Annotated in this window: 18 protein-coding genes; 9 read left to right on the forward strand and 9 right to left on the reverse strand. The window is 58.7% G+C overall.

The window, feature by feature from the left end; all coding sequences use genetic code 11:
* Positions 1 to 21 precede the first annotated feature (21 nt).
* Positions 22 to 636, forward strand: coding sequence for a transglutaminase-like cysteine peptidase (locus O9X91_RS02685; RefSeq protein WP_142913744.1), 615 nt, complete (start codon positions 22 to 24; stop codon positions 634 to 636).
* A gap of 57 nt (positions 637 to 693) precedes the next feature.
* Here the strand turns inward: O9X91_RS02685 and mbfA are convergent, their stop codons facing one another.
* Positions 694 to 1677 (reverse strand): iron exporter MbfA, encoded by a 984-nt coding sequence (mbfA, locus tag O9X91_RS02690; RefSeq protein ID WP_077984483.1) that lies wholly within the window; start codon positions 1675 to 1677, stop codon positions 694 to 696.
* A gap of 141 nt (positions 1678 to 1818) precedes the next feature.
* Between mbfA and O9X91_RS02695 the strand changes: the two genes are divergently transcribed.
* Positions 1819 to 2289, forward strand: a complete 471-nt coding sequence (locus O9X91_RS02695) for a group III truncated hemoglobin (protein WP_137409607.1) — start codon at positions 1819 to 1821, stop codon at positions 2287 to 2289.
* Positions 2290 to 2451: 162 nt separating this feature from the next.
* Complete coding sequence (locus tag O9X91_RS02700; protein ID WP_077984484.1) at positions 2452 to 3555, forward strand: TRAP transporter substrate-binding protein; 1104 nt, start codon at positions 2452 to 2454, stop codon at positions 3553 to 3555.
* A gap of 6 nt (positions 3556 to 3561) precedes the next feature.
* Here the strand turns inward: O9X91_RS02700 and O9X91_RS02705 are convergent, their stop codons facing one another.
* Positions 3562 to 4656 (reverse strand): helix-turn-helix domain-containing protein, encoded by a 1095-nt coding sequence (locus tag O9X91_RS02705; RefSeq protein ID WP_269833579.1) that lies wholly within the window; start codon positions 4654 to 4656, stop codon positions 3562 to 3564.
* Positions 4657 to 4799: 143 nt separating this feature from the next.
* On the opposite strand from O9X91_RS02705, the gene O9X91_RS02710 reads away from it, so the two are divergent.
* Entirely contained in the window at positions 4800 to 5876 is a 1077-nt protein-coding gene (locus O9X91_RS02710; RefSeq protein ID WP_269833580.1) for an alpha/beta hydrolase family protein, read from the forward strand.
* A gap of 5 nt (positions 5877 to 5881) precedes the next feature.
* Here O9X91_RS02710 and O9X91_RS02715 read toward each other — a convergent pair whose 3' ends face one another.
* The 3 genes from O9X91_RS02715 to O9X91_RS02725 form a co-directional block, all read right to left on the reverse strand.
* Positions 5882 to 6409: a GNAT family N-acetyltransferase gene (locus tag O9X91_RS02715; protein WP_077984485.1), complete on the reverse strand. Its 528-nt coding sequence runs from the start codon at positions 6407 to 6409 to the stop codon at positions 5882 to 5884.
* 21 nt (positions 6410 to 6430) lie between these two features.
* Complete coding sequence (locus tag O9X91_RS02720) at positions 6431 to 7012, reverse strand: helix-turn-helix domain-containing protein (protein WP_077984486.1); 582 nt, start codon at positions 7010 to 7012, stop codon at positions 6431 to 6433.
* A gap of 95 nt (positions 7013 to 7107) precedes the next feature.
* Entirely contained in the window at positions 7108 to 7509 is a 402-nt protein-coding gene (locus O9X91_RS02725) for a ketosteroid isomerase-related protein (RefSeq protein WP_142913747.1), read from the reverse strand.
* A 72-nt stretch (positions 7510 to 7581) separates the two neighbouring features.
* Between O9X91_RS02725 and O9X91_RS02730 the strand changes: the two genes are divergently transcribed.
* Genes O9X91_RS02730 through lepA form a run of 3 tightly spaced genes read left to right on the forward strand, consistent with a single transcriptional unit; the run spans position 7582 to position 10952 of the window.
* Positions 7582 to 8187 (forward strand): GNAT family N-acetyltransferase, encoded by a 606-nt coding sequence (locus O9X91_RS02730; protein WP_269833581.1) that lies wholly within the window; start codon positions 7582 to 7584, stop codon positions 8185 to 8187.
* Entirely contained in the window at positions 8184 to 9053 is an 870-nt protein-coding gene (locus O9X91_RS02735) for a carbon-nitrogen hydrolase family protein (RefSeq protein ID WP_142913749.1), read from the forward strand. Before O9X91_RS02730 ends, O9X91_RS02735 begins: the two co-directional genes overlap by 4 nt.
* Positions 9054 to 9113: 60 nt before the next feature.
* A complete protein-coding gene (lepA, locus tag O9X91_RS02740) occupies positions 9114 to 10952 on the forward strand; it encodes a translation elongation factor 4 (RefSeq protein ID WP_162520589.1) in 1839 nt (612 codons plus the stop codon).
* A 64-nt stretch (positions 10953 to 11016) separates the two neighbouring features.
* Here lepA and O9X91_RS02745 read toward each other — a convergent pair whose 3' ends face one another.
* Complete coding sequence (locus tag O9X91_RS02745) at positions 11017 to 11424, reverse strand: DUF2000 family protein (RefSeq protein ID WP_142913750.1); 408 nt, start codon at positions 11422 to 11424, stop codon at positions 11017 to 11019.
* A 94-nt stretch (positions 11425 to 11518) separates the two neighbouring features.
* On the opposite strand from O9X91_RS02745, the gene O9X91_RS02750 reads away from it, so the two are divergent.
* On the forward strand, positions 11519 to 12295 hold the full coding sequence (locus O9X91_RS02750; RefSeq protein ID WP_162520574.1) for an AraC family transcriptional regulator: 777 nt from the start codon (positions 11519 to 11521) through the stop codon (positions 12293 to 12295).
* Here the strand turns inward: O9X91_RS02750 and O9X91_RS02755 are convergent, their stop codons facing one another.
* Positions 12296 to 13183 (reverse strand): NAD(P)/FAD-dependent oxidoreductase, encoded by an 888-nt coding sequence (locus tag O9X91_RS02755; protein ID WP_142913752.1) that lies wholly within the window; start codon positions 13181 to 13183, stop codon positions 12296 to 12298. It lies immediately after the preceding gene.
* 155 nt (positions 13184 to 13338) lie between these two features.
* Between O9X91_RS02755 and O9X91_RS02760 the strand changes: the two genes are divergently transcribed.
* Positions 13339 to 13797 carry an Rrf2 family transcriptional regulator gene (locus O9X91_RS02760; RefSeq protein ID WP_269833602.1) on the forward strand — a complete coding sequence of 153 codons (459 nt, stop codon included), beginning with the start codon at positions 13339 to 13341 and terminating at the stop codon, positions 13795 to 13797.
* A 77-nt stretch (positions 13798 to 13874) separates the two neighbouring features.
* On the opposite strand, the gene O9X91_RS02765 is transcribed toward O9X91_RS02760, so the two are convergent.
* Complete coding sequence (locus O9X91_RS02765; RefSeq protein ID WP_080791645.1) at positions 13875 to 14192, reverse strand: hypothetical protein; 318 nt, start codon at positions 14190 to 14192, stop codon at positions 13875 to 13877.
* Positions 14193 to 14264: 72 nt separating this feature from the next.
* A complete protein-coding gene (locus O9X91_RS02770) occupies positions 14265 to 15677 on the reverse strand; it encodes an aminotransferase-like domain-containing protein (RefSeq protein WP_269833582.1) in 1413 nt (470 codons plus the stop codon).
* Positions 15678 to 15791 lie beyond the last annotated feature (114 nt).

The following is a 15791-nucleotide window of genomic DNA, read 5'->3' on the forward strand; positions in this document are numbered from 1 at the left end:
AGAATTTAAGGGACGGGTTTCATGATGAACGCACCGCTGGCGCGTGCGCTGCTGTTTGCAGTTGCCGCCGGGCTAATGACTGCCGCCTCCGCCACCGCGGAAACCAAGGGAAGCCCTTCCATGGTGACGGGCGGTATTACCTCCCAGCCGATCGGCCATTACGAGTTCTGTCAGAAATATGCCGACGATTGCAACATCCGCAGCAAGGTCACGCCGCCGCCGCGCGTTACCGAATATGGCTGGGGCGTCATTCGCGAGATCAATACGTCCGTCAACACGACCATCGTGGCGATGACCGACCAGGAAATCTACGGCAAGGACGAGGTCTGGGAATATCCGACGACCGCCGGCGACTGCGAAGATTTCGTGCTGCTGAAGCGCAAGAAGCTGATCGAGCGCGGTTTTTCCGTCGCCGATCTGCTGATAACAGTCGTGCGCAAGCCTGACGGCGAAGGCCATGCCGTGCTGACGCTCCGCACCACGGACGGTGATTACATTCTCGACAACCTCACCGACGACGTGAAGCTGTGGACCGACACCAACTACACCTATCTGAAGCGACAGGCGTCCTTCAACACGGGCCGTTGGGTCTCCATCGAGGATGGCCGCGACGTTCTGGTTGGCGCATTGCGCTGACGCTTAAAGTTCCGCGTCTGAGAGATTGGAGCCCGCGGTAGCGGGCTCTTTCTTTTCTCACCCGTTACCGATGATAATACCCGCCGCGAGCACCAGCGAACCACCCAGCACCACCTGAAATACGGCGCGAAGAAACGGCGTTTCCATGAAACGGTTCTGAATGAAGGCGATAGCCCAGAGCTCCACGAAAACAACGATGGCGGCAATCGCCGTTGCTGTCCAGAAATGCGGAATGAGATAGGGTAGCGCGTGGCCGAGACCGCCAACGGCCGTCATGATACCCGAGGCCAGGCCGCGCTTCAGCGGTGATCCACGGCCGGAAAGCTTGCCATCGTCGTGGGCGGCCTCTGTGAAGCCCATGGAGATACCCGCACCGACGGAGGCGGAAAGACCGATGAGAAAGGTCTGCCAGGTATCCTGCGTTGCAAAGGCGGCCGCAAAGATCGGCGCGAGCGTCGAAACGGAACCATCCATCAATCCCGCGAGACCGGGCTGCACATAGGTCAGAAGAAATTGCCGCCTTGCGGTTTCCGCCTCTTCGGTCTTGCCATCCTCATCGAGATGTTTCTCTTCCAGCATCTGCGCGATGTCTTCATGCCCCCGCTCCGCCTCGGCCAGATCGCCGAGGAGCTTGCGCGTCGAGGCATCGCTGGTGCGTTTGACGGCCTCATCGTAAAAACGGATTGCCTGGGCTTCCATCAATTCGGCCTGGCCGCGGATTTTTTCCAGCGACAGATTCTTCACCAGCCAGTCCGGGGTGCGCTCATAAAAACCACGTACATGTTCGCGACGGATGAGCGGGATCGTCTCTCCGAAACGGCGGCGATGCATGTCGATCAGCACGTTTCGATGCTGCTGCTCAACCTCGGCCATATCATCGAAGACTTTCGCCGATTGCGGATATTGCACACGCAGATGATCGGCATAGGAACGATAGATGCGGGAATCGTCTTCTTCAGACGAAATTGCGAGCGCTAGGATTTCCTGTTCGCCAAGGGAAGAAAAGGGACGTTTGGACAGGGAGAAAAGACTACGAAACATGGCTGAAACCTTTTTTAGAATAATTCTAAATACATCTCCGCCGCGACAGGATCAAGTCATTTTAGAATAATTCTAACAAGGCAAAGGGTCGCATTGCGGGTCGCATCGCAGCAGGGTAAATTCGCCCAAAAAGGAAACACCATGCAGGACGACATTGCGGCCAGAGCCACCCACAGCGCGGAAATTCAGGACAGGGCGGAAAAAGCCATGGCTGCGATCGGCGTGGATGCCGGATTTATCGATGTGTTGGTGGAAACATTTTACGGACGCGTTCTCGCCCATCCCACGCTCGGCCCGGTTTTTGATGCACGGCTTGACGGGCGCTGGCCGGAACATATGACAAGGATGAAACAGTTCTGGGCGGCAGTGGCCTTCAAGAACGGCGGTTACGGCGGCAAGCCCGTGCAGGCGCATCTCGGCGTAAAGGGCATGTCGGCGGAGCTTTTCCCGCAATGGCTTGCGCTTTTTTCAACCACGCTCGACGATATCGCGCCGAGCAGACAGGCCCATGACTGGTTCATGGAAACGGCCGAACGCATCGCCAGAAGCCTGACACTTTCGCTGTTTTACAATCCCGCACTGGACGACCCGGCGTTGATGCGCAGCAAATGATACGGAGAGACGTGAAGAAGCAACATTCGCCAAGCATTACCGATGATCACGCAAGTTTCGAACATTCCCTCTTGATGACCGCAAGGATAAATGATTAGTAGCCGGCGGGAGGCGTACCGTACGGTTCGCCCGTCATATGCAGACATAGCAGGGCTTATCGACATGGATCGCAGATCATTTATCCGCAAGGCGGGCGCTCTTAGCGCCGGTGTTACAGCAACGGCGCTTGCCGCTCCGGCCATTGCACAGGAAAATCCCAAGATCACCTGGCGCATGACATCGTCCTTCACCAAGGGCCTCGACATTCTTTTCGGGGCCGGCCAGATCGTCGCCGACCATGTCAAGGAAGCCTCCGGCGGCAACTTCGTCATTCAGCACTTTGCCGGCGGTGAAATCGTGCCAGCGTTGCAGGCGGCGGACGCGGTGACGGCCGGAACCGTCGAAATGGCGCATACCTGCGCCTATTATTACGTCGGCAAGGACCCGACCTTCGCACTCGGCACCTCGGTTCCCTTCGGCCTCAACGCGCGCCAGACAAATGCCTGGTTCAATCAGGCCGGCGGCAATGAGCTGCTCAATGAATTCCTTGCCCAGCACAATATCTATTCGATCCTTCTCGGCAATACCGGCGCCCAGATGGGCGGCTGGTTCCGCAAGGAAATCAACACGATCGATGACCTCAAGGGTCTGAAGATGCGCATTGCCGGCCTCACCGGCCAGGTGATGCAGAAGGTTGGCGTGACACCGCAGCAGATCGCCGGCGGCGACGTTTATGCCGCGCTGGAAAAAGGCACGATCGACGCTACCGAATTTGTCGGCCCCTATGACGACCAGAAGCTCGGCTTCTACAAGGTCGCAAAATACTACTACTATCCGGCATGGTGGGAAGGCGGCCCGGCCGTTCATGCCTTCGTGAACCTGCAGAAGTTCAATGAACTGCCCGAGAACTACAAGCGCATTCTGAAGGATGCCTGCGCCGCCGGCAGCGCCAGCATGCTGGAACGTTACGATGCGCGCAATCCGCAAGCCCTGAAGGAACTCGTGGCGCAGGGCGCTATCTTGCGCCCGTTCAGCCAGGAAATCCTCGATGTCTGCCATAAGGCGGCGCAGGAAACCTACGCGGATATTTCGGCCAAGAACGAGAGCTTCAAGAAAATCTACGAGAGCCAGCAGGCCTTCAAGAAGGACGCTTATCTCTGGGCGCAGATCGCTGAATATACCTACGACACCTACATGATGATCCAGCAGCGTAACGGCACGCTCTGATTCCCATCATTTCCCGACGATCTTCAAACGGTCATCCGGCATCTGCCGGGTGGCCGTTTTGTTTGGCGAGACCAGCTTCCATACCTGCCGTTCACGCCAGTCCACCGGGCTCATGCCGGTGACGCGGCGGAATTCCCGGTTGAAGTTGGACTTGGTCTGGAAACCCGAGGAAAACATGATCGCCGTTACCGATTGCTCCGTCTCTTCCAGCAGCCGGCACGCTTCGCGGATACGAAGTTGGTTGACATATTGCGAGACATTGATGCCGAGGGAACGATTGATGGCCCCGGAAATCTGCCGGCTTGGCAGGCCGAGGCGTCTGGCCAGCCGCGTCAGATTGAGGTTCTCGTCACGGTAAAGCGCCTGTGTTGTCATCAGTTGGTCGAGGCTTGCCACAATGTCTCGATCCTGTTTCGATGGTTCCACCGAAAGCGGCGATTCCTCAGCAAGCTCTATAGCCGCTTGCGGTGCTTTGCTTTTTCCAGCCATAGCGGCCATCAGACCGATCAACAACAGCCCGAAAAGATTGGCATTGCTGACGAGTGCGGCGACATTCTCTCCGTGCGCCCCTTCAAAATCGAGAAACACCAGAAGGTCGAACAGTGCCGAAACGCAAAGGGCAATGGCAGCAATGATGAGCGCCCCATGCGCCGAACTGACGCTGGCGAATTGCGCCTCGTCCAGCCCATCCGGCCCCCTTCCTCCAAGAAGAAGCAGTGCGGCGGCATGGCCGACAAAGATGAGGATCAAGGCAAGATCGATCGCCACCGGCAGGGCGAACTCGAGAACGATGATCAACAGAGGCGAGAGCACAAGACCTGCCAGCATCGTCCTTCTGCTGTCTGCCCCGACCCTCATCAAGCCGCGAAAGGCGATATAGACAAGTGGTGGCAGGCAGGCGGCGAGAACCGGCAGGACATAACGCACGGCATTGACGCCATACCCCCAGCGCAGGCCGACAAGAACCGATTGCGCCGCACAAAGCGCGATCAGGGCCAGAAAGGCGCGGTTCGTCCGCACATCGTCTCCGCTTCGGAAAAAGACGATGAACATGACGACCAGCAGAAGCGCCACGACGAATGGCAGGGGAATGAAAAGCACGAAAGAATATCCCGGATCGACGATCTATTGCCCTGTCATGGACCAAATCGCGTTTCGGTACGACCTCAAACGTGATCAAGGACGCATTTATACGTCCAAAAGAGAGAACGGGAGCATCCACCTTGTCAAACGGAGAAGCTCTCATGACACTGAAAAACACCCTCGTCGCACTTCTGGTATGCGCGGCGTTTTCCTCGCAGGCATTGGCTGCTGATGACGTTGGACTTCTGAACGTCCCGGTGTCCTCCAAGGCGCGCAACACGGACCTTGATGTGACAATTTGGTATCCGGCCAAAAGCGGGACCGGCACGCCCGCTCTTTCTGGCGATAACCGCATATTTCAGGGGATGGCAGTGCGGAAGGACGCGTCCATCAAGGACGGACATTTCCCACTCGTGCTGATCTCCCATGGTTCCGGCTCGCGCGCGGAGGCCATGGCGTGGATTGCGGCGAAGCTCGCTAGCGAAGGCTTCATCGTTGCTGGAACCAACCATCCCGGCACGACCAGCGGCTATTCCACACCTGCGGACACGCCGAAAATCTGGGAACGGACAGACGATCTTTCCTCGATTCTCACGGCGCTGACGACGCAAGGCAAATGGTCGAGCGTCATTGATGCGCAGAGGATCGGCGTCCTTGGGTTTTCGCTGGGCGGCAGCGCGGCAATGGAGATTTCGGGCGCACGCGCCGATCTCAACGCGTATAGGCGCTACTGCGAGGATTATGCGGCGATGATGGATTGCCAATGGTTCGCCGGCGGCCGGGGTTATGTCAATAACGAGCCGGTCAGCGTGCCGAAGCTCGACTTCAGAACCATCGATAAGACGCAGTTCGAGCAGCAGAACCGCGATCCCCGCATCCGTTCCGCAGTGCTCGTCGATCCCGGCCTGGCGCTCGCCTTCCAGCTGGAGGGCCTGAAACAAATCGATATTCCACTGACCTTCATTAATCTCGGCGGCAAAGGGAAAATACCGCCGGCTGTGCTGGCTGACAAACTCGCAGCCGAGGTGCCCGGTTCAACCTATCAGCAGGTGGATGAGGCAAACCATTTCAGCTTTCTGCCCCTTTGCAAGCCGGAAGCCGATGCGTTTCTCAAATCCGTCGGTGAGCGCGATCCGATCTGCGAACCGGCCGGGGCGCGCGACCGTGCAGATATTCATGCTGAACTGGAAAAGATGATTGTTGCCGCCTTCAACCGCACGCTGAAGCCAGGGCAATAGGCAGCCTAAACGCTCTGGCCGATCCGCTTGTAAAAAAGGGTCGTGCCGCAATAACGCCCATCGGGAAACAGGGCGTAGTCAGGAATGACGCCGACCCGCTCCCACCCGAGACGGGGATAGATCGCCTCCGCATCGCTGCCCGTGGCCGTATCCAGCACCAGAAGGGTGCGGCCACGCTTCGCCGCCTCTTCTTCCACCTTCTGCATGAGTTCGCGGGCAAGTCCGAGACCGCGCGCCGAGGGATGCACGAGAAGCTTCATCAGATCGCCGCGATGCGGCTGGTTGGGTTTGGAAGCGAGGCCCACCTGTACGGTGCCCACCACCATGCCATCCACTTCCGCCACCACATGAATTGTGCCGCCTAGTCCCACGGCAGCTGCCACATCCCGCCAAAATGACTCGGCGTCCCGTGGGGAAAAGGGCAACATGAAACCAACGGATGCGCCGCCGTTCACGCAGGTGGAGAGGACTTCGCAGAGTTCCGGCAGGACGTCGAGCGTCTCTTGCCCGTTCAACACGCGGATTGTGGCCATAAAAACTCCTGTCAGGAAAAATCAGCGCTGTCTTTGATCCAGCACGACGGCATAACGGGCGGGTTTTTCGGAAGGATTGTGAAAGACATGCCCTTCTCCAACCGGCATGAAAAGGCAATCTCCGGGTTCCATCAGATGCACGACACCGCCGCTCGTCATCTCCAGAACGCCTTCGAAGAGCCAGACATATTGCGTCATGCCCCGGCTTGCCGCATGCGGCGGAAAACCGACACGCGTGCCTGCTGGAAATTCGACTTCAACGATATCAACGTCAGACCCCATACGTGGCGGGGAGATGGCGCGGCGTACATAGCCCGTCTCCGGATCTTTCCAGAGCTGCTGATCGCGCTTTCTCACCAGGGGGGAAACAACCTCTTCGTCTTCGGCGAAGAAACCGGAGAGCGACAGGCCAAGTGCTGCGCAGATGCGGGCGAGCAGCGACGCCGTGGGGCTCGCCTCTCCACGTTCGATACGGGAAATCATGGCTCGGCTGACGCCGGATTCGGACGCTAGCCTGTCCAGCGTCAGGCCGTTTTCAGCCCGCAACGTTTTGATCCGCTCGCCGATCGAGCGGTCGAGAATATGATCTTCGTTTTCCATCATATGAGAATTGCATTCTCATATGATGGAGTCAATATCCATGATAGTGGAAATTGTGACCGTCTTCGCCGCCGGTTGCTCCGCGACAAATAGACGTGTCAAGCGCCGACCTGGGCAATCCAATCGTTGAGGTTATAGTAGTTCGTTACTCGGCTAACTTTTCCGTCCTTCAGGTCGAAAAAGGCACCGGCTGGCAGGACGTATTTTTGGCCATTAGCCTCGGGCAACCCTTCGTCGGTCTTGAGATATTGGCCGTTCACGACGAATTCGGCGGATGCGCGTTTGCCGTCATCGCTCGCCATGATCACCATATCGGTGAGGTTTTCCCTATAGCAGCGGTTCATGTGGTCCATGAAGGAGGCAAAGGCGGCCTTGCCGGTCTGGCGCTCGCCCTGATTGATGTCATGCACCACTTCATCGTGAAGCAGCGCCAGGAAGGCATCCATGTCCTGACGGTTGAAGGCATCGTAGTAGGCGCGGATGGTCTCGGCAGCGGTCATCGTCTTCTCCGTTCATGCTTGCGCGGGTGTTCCATGACGGTATAACCAGTGCAACCGAGAGTGAAAATGCCCATGACCGTCGAAATCAAGTCTCTTTCCGGCATCGACGCCGCGCATCATTTCGATGACCTCGCGCGCCTGCGGATCACCGTCTTCCGTGCCTTCCCCTATCTCTATGACGGCTCGCTGGACTATGAGCGAAAATATCTCGCGACCTATGCCGATACGGACGGCGCGGTCTTCGTGCTGGCGCTCGATGACGGCAATGTGGTCGGCATGTCGACCGGCATGCCGATGGCGGCAGAGACCGAAGAGGTGAAGGCGCCCTTCGTCAAGGCGGGTTACGATCCGGACCGGATATTTTACTTCGGTGAAAGCGTGCTGCTGCCCGGCTATCGTGGTCACGGGATAGGAGTGCGCTTCTTCGGGGAGCGGGAGGCGCATGCAAAGAGGCTCGGCTTTGATCGCTGCACCTTCTGTGCGGTCGAGCGGCCCGCCGACCATCCGCGTCGCCCAGCGGATTACGTGCCGCTCAATGCCTTCTGGGAAAAGCGCGGCTATCGCCATCACCCAGAATTGCGCACCAGCTTCACATGGCAGGACCTCGACGAGGGCAGCGAAAGCGCAAAACCGCTGTCCTTCTGGATGAAGAACATTGCCGGAGACGGAAACGAATGACCCGGTTAGCCGCCAGCCAATATGCCATCGAACTGATCGAAACATGGGAGGCCTATGCCGCGCATCTTTCCGCCATCGTCCGCGAGGCCAAGGGTAAGCGCGCGGAACTGCTGCTGCTGCCGGAATATTCGGCGATGGCGCTGACCGGGCAATTGTCACCCGATGCGCGCTCCGATCTGCACCGTTCCATCGAAGACATACAGCCGCTCATCCCCTCCTGGGTGGAGCTTTGCGAAGAGCTGGCGCGGCAACATCAAATCCTCTTCCAGCCGGGCAGCGCCCCCGTGAAGGATCCGGACGGCAAGTTCCGCAACCGCGCATGGCTGTTTGGCCCGGATGGCCTGATCGGATATCAGGACAAGCAGATCATGACCCGCTTCGAGCGGGAGCAATGGAACATTCATGCCGGCGTGGAGGGCCTGAAAGCCTTCGAGACCCCGATCGGCAGGCTCGGCATCCTTATCTGTTACGACAATGAGTTTCCGATGCTGGGCCGCAGGCTGGCGGAGCTCGGCGTCGAACTTGTTCTCGCCCCCAGCTGCACCGACACGCTGGCGGGCGCCTACCGGGTTCGCATCGGCGCGCAGGCACGGGCGCTGGAAAATCAATATGCCATCCTCTCCTCCCCTACTGCGGGCGAGGCCCCATGGTCTCCCGCCGTCGATGAAAATTGCGGCCGCGCCGCCCTTTATGTGCCGTCAGACTATGGCATGCCGGCATCCGGCATCATTGCGGAAAGCGAGTACGATGCGGTCACACAAAGCACGTTGCTGATCGCAGATATCGATCTTGCCGCCGTTGCAAGGCTGCGCACCGAAGGACAGGTGGCCACCCGGCGTGACTGGCCGGAGCAATTTGCGATCTGAAAGCCCATTTTAAAGGGCTTTTAACCAAATTCCCGCTTTGCGGCATGACAAGCCCCTGCTATAGCGCGGGACATGAGCACAAATTCGACCCGCACGCCCCTGGACCATATCCGCAACTTCTCGATCGTTGCCCACATCGATCATGGCAAATCGACGCTGGCCGACCGGTTGATCCAGTCGACGGGCGGCCTTGCCGAACGCGACATGTCGGAACAGGTTCTCGATTCGATGGATATCGAGCGCGAGCGCGGCATCACCATCAAGGCACAGACCGTGCGCCTGCATTACAAGGCGAATGATGGCGAAACCTATGTGCTGAACCTCATCGACACGCCCGGCCACGTCGATTTTGCCTACGAAGTGTCCCGCTCGCTCTCGGCCTGCGAAGGCTCGCTGCTGGTGGTCGATGCGTCGCAGGGCGTGGAAGCCCAGACGCTCGCCAACGTCTATCAGGCGATCGACAATAATCACGAACTGGTCACGGTGCTCAACAAGATCGACCTGCCGGCGGCCGAACCCGACCGTATCAAGGAGCAGATCGAGGAAGTGATCGGCATCGATGCTTCCGACGCCGTGATGATTTCAGCCAAGACCGGCCTTGGCATTCCCGATGTTCTGGAAGCCATCGTCCACCGCCTGCCGCCGCCGAAGAGCGATGTCGGCGAAAACGGGCCGCTGAAGGCACTGCTGGTGGACAGCTGGTACGACACCTATCTCGGCGTCATGGTTCTGGTGCGTGTCATCGATGGCGTGCTGAGCAAGGGCCAGCAGATCCGCATGATGGGCTCCGGCGCGAAATACGGCATTGAGCGCGTCGGTGTGCTGACCCCGAAGATGGTCACTGTCGATAGCCTCGGCCCCGGCGAGATCGGCTTTATTACCGCGTCGATCAAGGAAGTGGCCGATACGCGCGTCGGCGATACCATCACCGACGACAAGCGCCCGACAGCGCAGGCCCTGCCCGGCTTCAAGCCCGCGCAGCCCGTGGTGTTCTGCGGTCTCTTCCCGGTCGATGCAGCCGACTTCGAGGATTTGCGCGCGGCAGTGGGCAAGCTCCGCCTCAACGACGCCTCCTTCTCCTTCGAAATGGAATCGTCGGCCGCTCTCGGTTTCGGTTTCCGCTGCGGCTTCCTCGGCCTGCTGCATCTCGAAATCATTCAGGAACGCCTCGAGCGCGAGTTCAATCTCGATCTCGTCGCCACCGCCCCTTCGGTTGTCTATGAAATGACGCTGACCGATGGCACGGAAAAGGAACTGCACAACCCGGCCGACATGCCCGACGTTGTGAAGATCAAGGAAATCCGCGAGCCGTGGATCAAGGCGACGATCATGACGCCGGACGAATATCTCGGCGGCATCCTGAAACTCTGTCAGGACCGGCGCGGCCTGCAGACGGAGCTGACCTATGTCGGCAACCGTGCAATGATCACCTATGAACTGCCGCTCAACGAAGTGGTGTTCGATTTCTACGACCGGCTGAAATCCATCTCCAAGGGTTACGCTTCGTTCGATTACAACATCATCGACTATCGCGCTGGCGATCTCGTCAAGATGTCGATCCTCGTCAATGGCGATCCGGTGGATGCGCTCTCCATGCTGGTGCACCGTTCGGCGGCCGACCGGCGCGGGCGCGGCATGTGCGAAAAGCTGAAGGAACTCATTCCGCCGCACATGTTCCAGATTCCGATCCAGGCGGCCATTGGCGGCAAGGTCATCGCCCGCGAAACCGTGCGCGCGCTGCGCAAGGACGTGACGGCGAAATGCTATGGCGGCGACGCGACGCGCAAACGCAAGCTTCTGGACAAGCAGAAGGAAGGCAAGAAGCGCATGCGCCAGTTCGGCAAGGTGGAAATTCCGCAGGAAGCCTTTATCGCCGCGCTGAAGATGAACGACGAATAAGCGGCAAAATCATATTGCCATCGCTATTGAAGGGAGGCCCATAGCCTCCCTTTTGCGTTTAGGGTCACGCGTGCAACTTGGCACCCTTGGTGATCTTGTCGACGATCTTCCTGTCGGCCCTCAGCGCCATGCCGACCACCTTGGCATCATCAGGAGAAAATTCCGAAAATATCTGGCGGTTGGCGACATCGTGCCCGGTGGCGAACATTTCCTCGATATAAAGCGATGTCGTGACGTCGCGCTCGAGGGATCGCTGGTGGATTTTGCGCAACGCCTCCTGATCCGTAGCCATGACGACAATCGGCTGAATGGACAGGGGATTATAGACGTTGCCCGCCCCGTCGCGGTATGGTTCGCCGATGATCTCTCGTGCCTGGGCGACGATCCCGGACATGAGAAATGCGGTAACGTTCAGTTTTTGCCACACGGCAAGGTCATCGCGAAGGATGACGGCGATCTTGGTATCAAACATGCGAACTCAATCTGGCTGTGGTTACGAAAGAGAAACGATCCTAGCGCCTCGGGGCGTCGGCGATCTTGAACGTTCGTGCAAATTCGAAGGGATCGTGCAGGCGCCCTCCAGCGAAGGCATAGAACGCATCGAAGCGCGCTTTCATGGCAACGCCTATGCGCCGCACCGTCATGATACCTATGCGCTGGGTGTCACGCTTTCCGGCGTCCAGACCTTTTCCTATCGGGGGAAATCGCATTTCAGCATGCCCGGAAAGGTAATCGTGCTGCATCCGGACGAAGTTCACGATGGCGGCGCAGGCACCGATGAAGGGCTGCGCTACCGTATGCTTTATCTTCCGCCCGAAAAAACGACTGAGGCGGGATATAATGCGCTGCCCTTCGCCCAAAATCCCGTCATCGAAGATGAGGAATTCCGGCGATGCCTCATTGAGGCGCTTGGCAATCTGGAAGGCGAGCCGGACAATCTGCTTCTTACCGACTGGCAGTCAAGACTGGCGGACTTGCTCTGGAAACATTCAAACGGAAGCGCCAGAACCATCAAACGGATCGACCGTATCGCCGTTTTACGGTGCCGGGACTATCTGCTGGAGAATAGCGCCGGCACCGTCGGCTCTGAAGAGCTGGAACGGATAAGTGGGCTCGACCGCTTCACGCTCTTTCGGCACTTTCGTTTCCTGTTCGGCACAAGCCCGCACCGCTATCTCATCATGCGCCGACTGCAAAAATGCAAGGACATGATGCGTGCGGGTGCGGGGCTTGCGGAAACGGCATTTGCCTGCGGTTTTGCGGATCAGGCGCATTTTACCCGACACTTCAAAAATGCCTTTGGCATGCCGCCGGGACGCTGGCTCAACCTTGTTTCGAATTGATTACTCCGGAAACAGGATCGACCGGTGAGCCGCAGCACCCGCCATGGCGCCGTCTCCCACCGAAAGGGCGACCGAGCCGGCAGGCCTTGCCACGTCACCGCAGGCGAAAATACCGGGGGCGGTGGTCTGTTTCATCGGGTCTGTCACGATGCTTGATCCCATGGGCCCTTCCTCCACAGCGCAGCCAAGTTTTTCCAGCCAGTTCGAGGCGATACGCAATTTCGGCTGGGTGAAAAGGCCAGCCAATGCGATGCTGCGTCCATCCGCCAGAACGACATCCGCATGCCCCGTAATTTCCCGGATGCGGGTTGTTTCCACCCGCACGCCGCGCTTTGACAACAATGCGTTCTGGTCCGCATCCGGCTCGAAGACACCGTTGGTGAAAAAGGTCGTCTCGCCCCAGTCGGGCAGCATCAATGCGTGGTGAATGGCCAAAGGTGAAGCGGCGATGACGCCGATCTTTCCCTGATTGAGCTCGTAACCATGGCAATAGGGGCAATGGAAGACCGAAGAGCCCCAACGCTCTTTCAGCCCGGCAATTGCAGGCAATTCATCGGCGACGCCCATAGCGAGGATGAGCCGGTCCGCAGTCTCACGACGGCCGCCATCGATCTCGATTACAAAATCGCCGAAGGAGCCTTCGGCATCGGTCACCCTGCCCTCAGCCCAATCTATGGTCGGGTAACGTTCGATCTGGCGGCGCGCCTCGGTGATAATTTCACCCGGCGCCTTGCCATCCTGACCGAGAAAACCGTGGGAATGGCTGGCGAAACGGTTTCTCCGTTCACCTGCGTCCACCACCAGAATGTTTTTTCTGGCGCGTCCAAGCTGCAGGGCGGCTGAGAGGCCGGCATAGCTGCCGCCGATAATGATGACGTCGAATTTCATGATGCACCCATCGTTTCAGGAGGGAGGCGGAAGTGCCCGTTCATTTCACGATACTTATATTGTTACGTGATTTTTCGGAGTCAATAGTCACGCAACTTATATTGTTACGTCACATCGAAAATGATATCGTCGTTGTAAACAAGCGGGTTTGGACAATGAGACACGACACGCGCCTTTCACGGGTGCTGCATATTCTGATCCATATGGAAAATCACAAGGGTGCAGCGACTTCCGAGAGCATCGCAGCGATGCTTCAGACCAATCCGGTGGTGGTGCGCAGGACAATGGCGGGCTTGCGAGAGCATGGTTATGTCTCGTCGGAAAAAGGCCATGGCGGTGGGTGGGTGCTGGCGCGGCCGCTCAGCGAAATCACGCTGCTCGATATTTACCGGGCGCTTGGCGCGCCGGAACTGTTCTCGATCGGGTTGGCTGGCGACAACCCGAACTGCGTTATCGAACAGGCTGTCAATGCAGCACTTTTTGATGCCATGAAAGAAGCGGAAAACATTCTGCTGTCCCGTTTCGGAGGCATTGCCCTTTCGCAGCTGGCGCAAGAGTCCATCAGCCGCTGGTCCAGGGTTTCCAACCTCCCTTCCGCGATGGAACAGCTTTAGGGGGCGGGAAAGGGGCCATCTCGCAAAGAAAAACCGCCTGCCCTGAGGCAGACGGTTTTATTGTATGAGTAGGCTCGTTACGGCTGGGTCTGCGTGCCGCCCGTATTCGGGCTTGCCGGTGCAGTATCGTTCGCAGGCGGTGTTGCCGGAGCGGTCGGAGCCATGGGGGCCGGTGCCTGATCCGTTGCCGCAGGCGGCGTGGTGGAGGATGTCGTGGCCGGATCGGTGGTCGGGCCGCTCATCTGCGACCAGGCGAAAACGCCCACCAATACGACGACGATGATCGCCAACCACGGCACCCAGGACGACGACGTGCGGGCACGCGGTTCATTGCTGATATTCACTTCCGGACGAAGATCGCGGTCCGGACGCGGGTTGTTGGGATCGAATGTCATGGTGTTTCCTCCTCTTCATTCTGCGGAGAAAACGGCGTTCACGAGATTTTGTTCCGATTTGGCCCAGAGCGCTTACGACAGACGAGGCTCAACCGCCTGCTGAAGCGCCTCCGCCAGCACCGTCATGACCTGCGGACCTGCCATTTGCGACACGTTGAAACGCATGAAACCGGACGCGCTCTGCGAGGAACTGAACACATTGCCGGGGGCCAGCACCACCTGCCGCGAAAGGGCGCGGCGCGCCACATCGGCGGCATCAACCCCGTCCGGCAGGCGGCACCACAAAAACATGCCCGCCTGCGGTTCGATCCACGGCACACATCCAACCGACCTGAGACGCGCCGCCACCTCCGGCATCGCCGCTGCAAGACGCTGCCTGAGCGCCTCGACATGTTTGCGGTAGCTGCCATCGGTCAAAAGCGAGAGGATGAGCGCCGCCGAAAAATGCGTTCCGCCAAAAGTGGTGGCGATCTTGAGATCGGTTAGAGGGTCTACCCATGCCATGGGTGCTGCGATGAAACCGCACCGTACGGAGGCCGACAGGGTTTTTGAAAAACTGCCTATCTGGACGACGCGGTTCAGACCGTCAAAGGCAGCCAGCCGGGGCGCTGCCTGGGTTTCGAAATCGGCAAAAATATCATCCTCGATGATGGTCAGCCCCACCTGCTCTGCGAGCATCAGCAGGCGATGGGCGGAAACGGCGGAAAGCCTTGCGCCTGTCGGATTATGAATTGCGGAATTGGTGATATAAAGCCGGGGCTGATGGTCTTTCAGCGCCTGCTCGAAGAGTTCCAGGTCCGGTCCGGTCGGCGTATAGGGAACACCGACGATCTTTACCCTGTGCGCCCGCAAGAGGGCGTGGAAATTGAAATAACACGGGTCGTCGACAACAACCGTATCGCCCGGTTGCAGCAGGAAACGGCACAAAAGATCGATCGCCTGCGTGCCGGAGTCGGTGAGCATGATCTGGTTGAGGCCCGCCTGTACCCCGTGTTCGGCCAACCTGCGCGAGAGAAGCTGGCGCAGCGGCAACAGCCCCATCGGGCCGCCATAATCCGTCAACAGGGCTGCGTCGGCGCGGGTAAGCCCGCGCATGGCTCGCCTCAACGCCTCCTGCGGCATCCACGATGTGGGAAGCCAGCCGCAACCGGGTTTGGCGAGAACGGAACTTTCATCCAGCGCCTGCCGTGAAACCCACAAAGGATCCACAGCCCTGTCCAGCTGCGGTTCGATATCGGCAAGCGACAGGGGCGCAAGCGGACCCGAAACGAAAAAACCGGAGCCGGGGCGCGAGCTTATCGTGCCATCGGCCACCAGCCGATCGTAGGCCTCGACAATGGTGGAGGTGGAAACCTGCATGGTCTTCGCCAGCGCCCTGACCGATGGCAGGCGCGCGCCCGGCACGAGGCTGCGCGAGGCGATGCGTTGCCGCACACTTGCCATCACCTTTTCTATGCGCGTGCCCGCAGCAATCGGTCCGTCCACACTTCCTCCAACTGTACCGCTTGCGATACCATAACAGTTTATTGAAATTGTATATGATTGTCGCTGTTCCCGCCAGCCATTCCGGATCAAGAAAGGCAAAACGCAGGAGTTGAC

This window comes from Agrobacterium salinitolerans (genome assembly GCF_027498475.1).
Lineage (GTDB): Bacteria > Pseudomonadota > Alphaproteobacteria > Rhizobiales > Rhizobiaceae > Agrobacterium > Agrobacterium salinitolerans.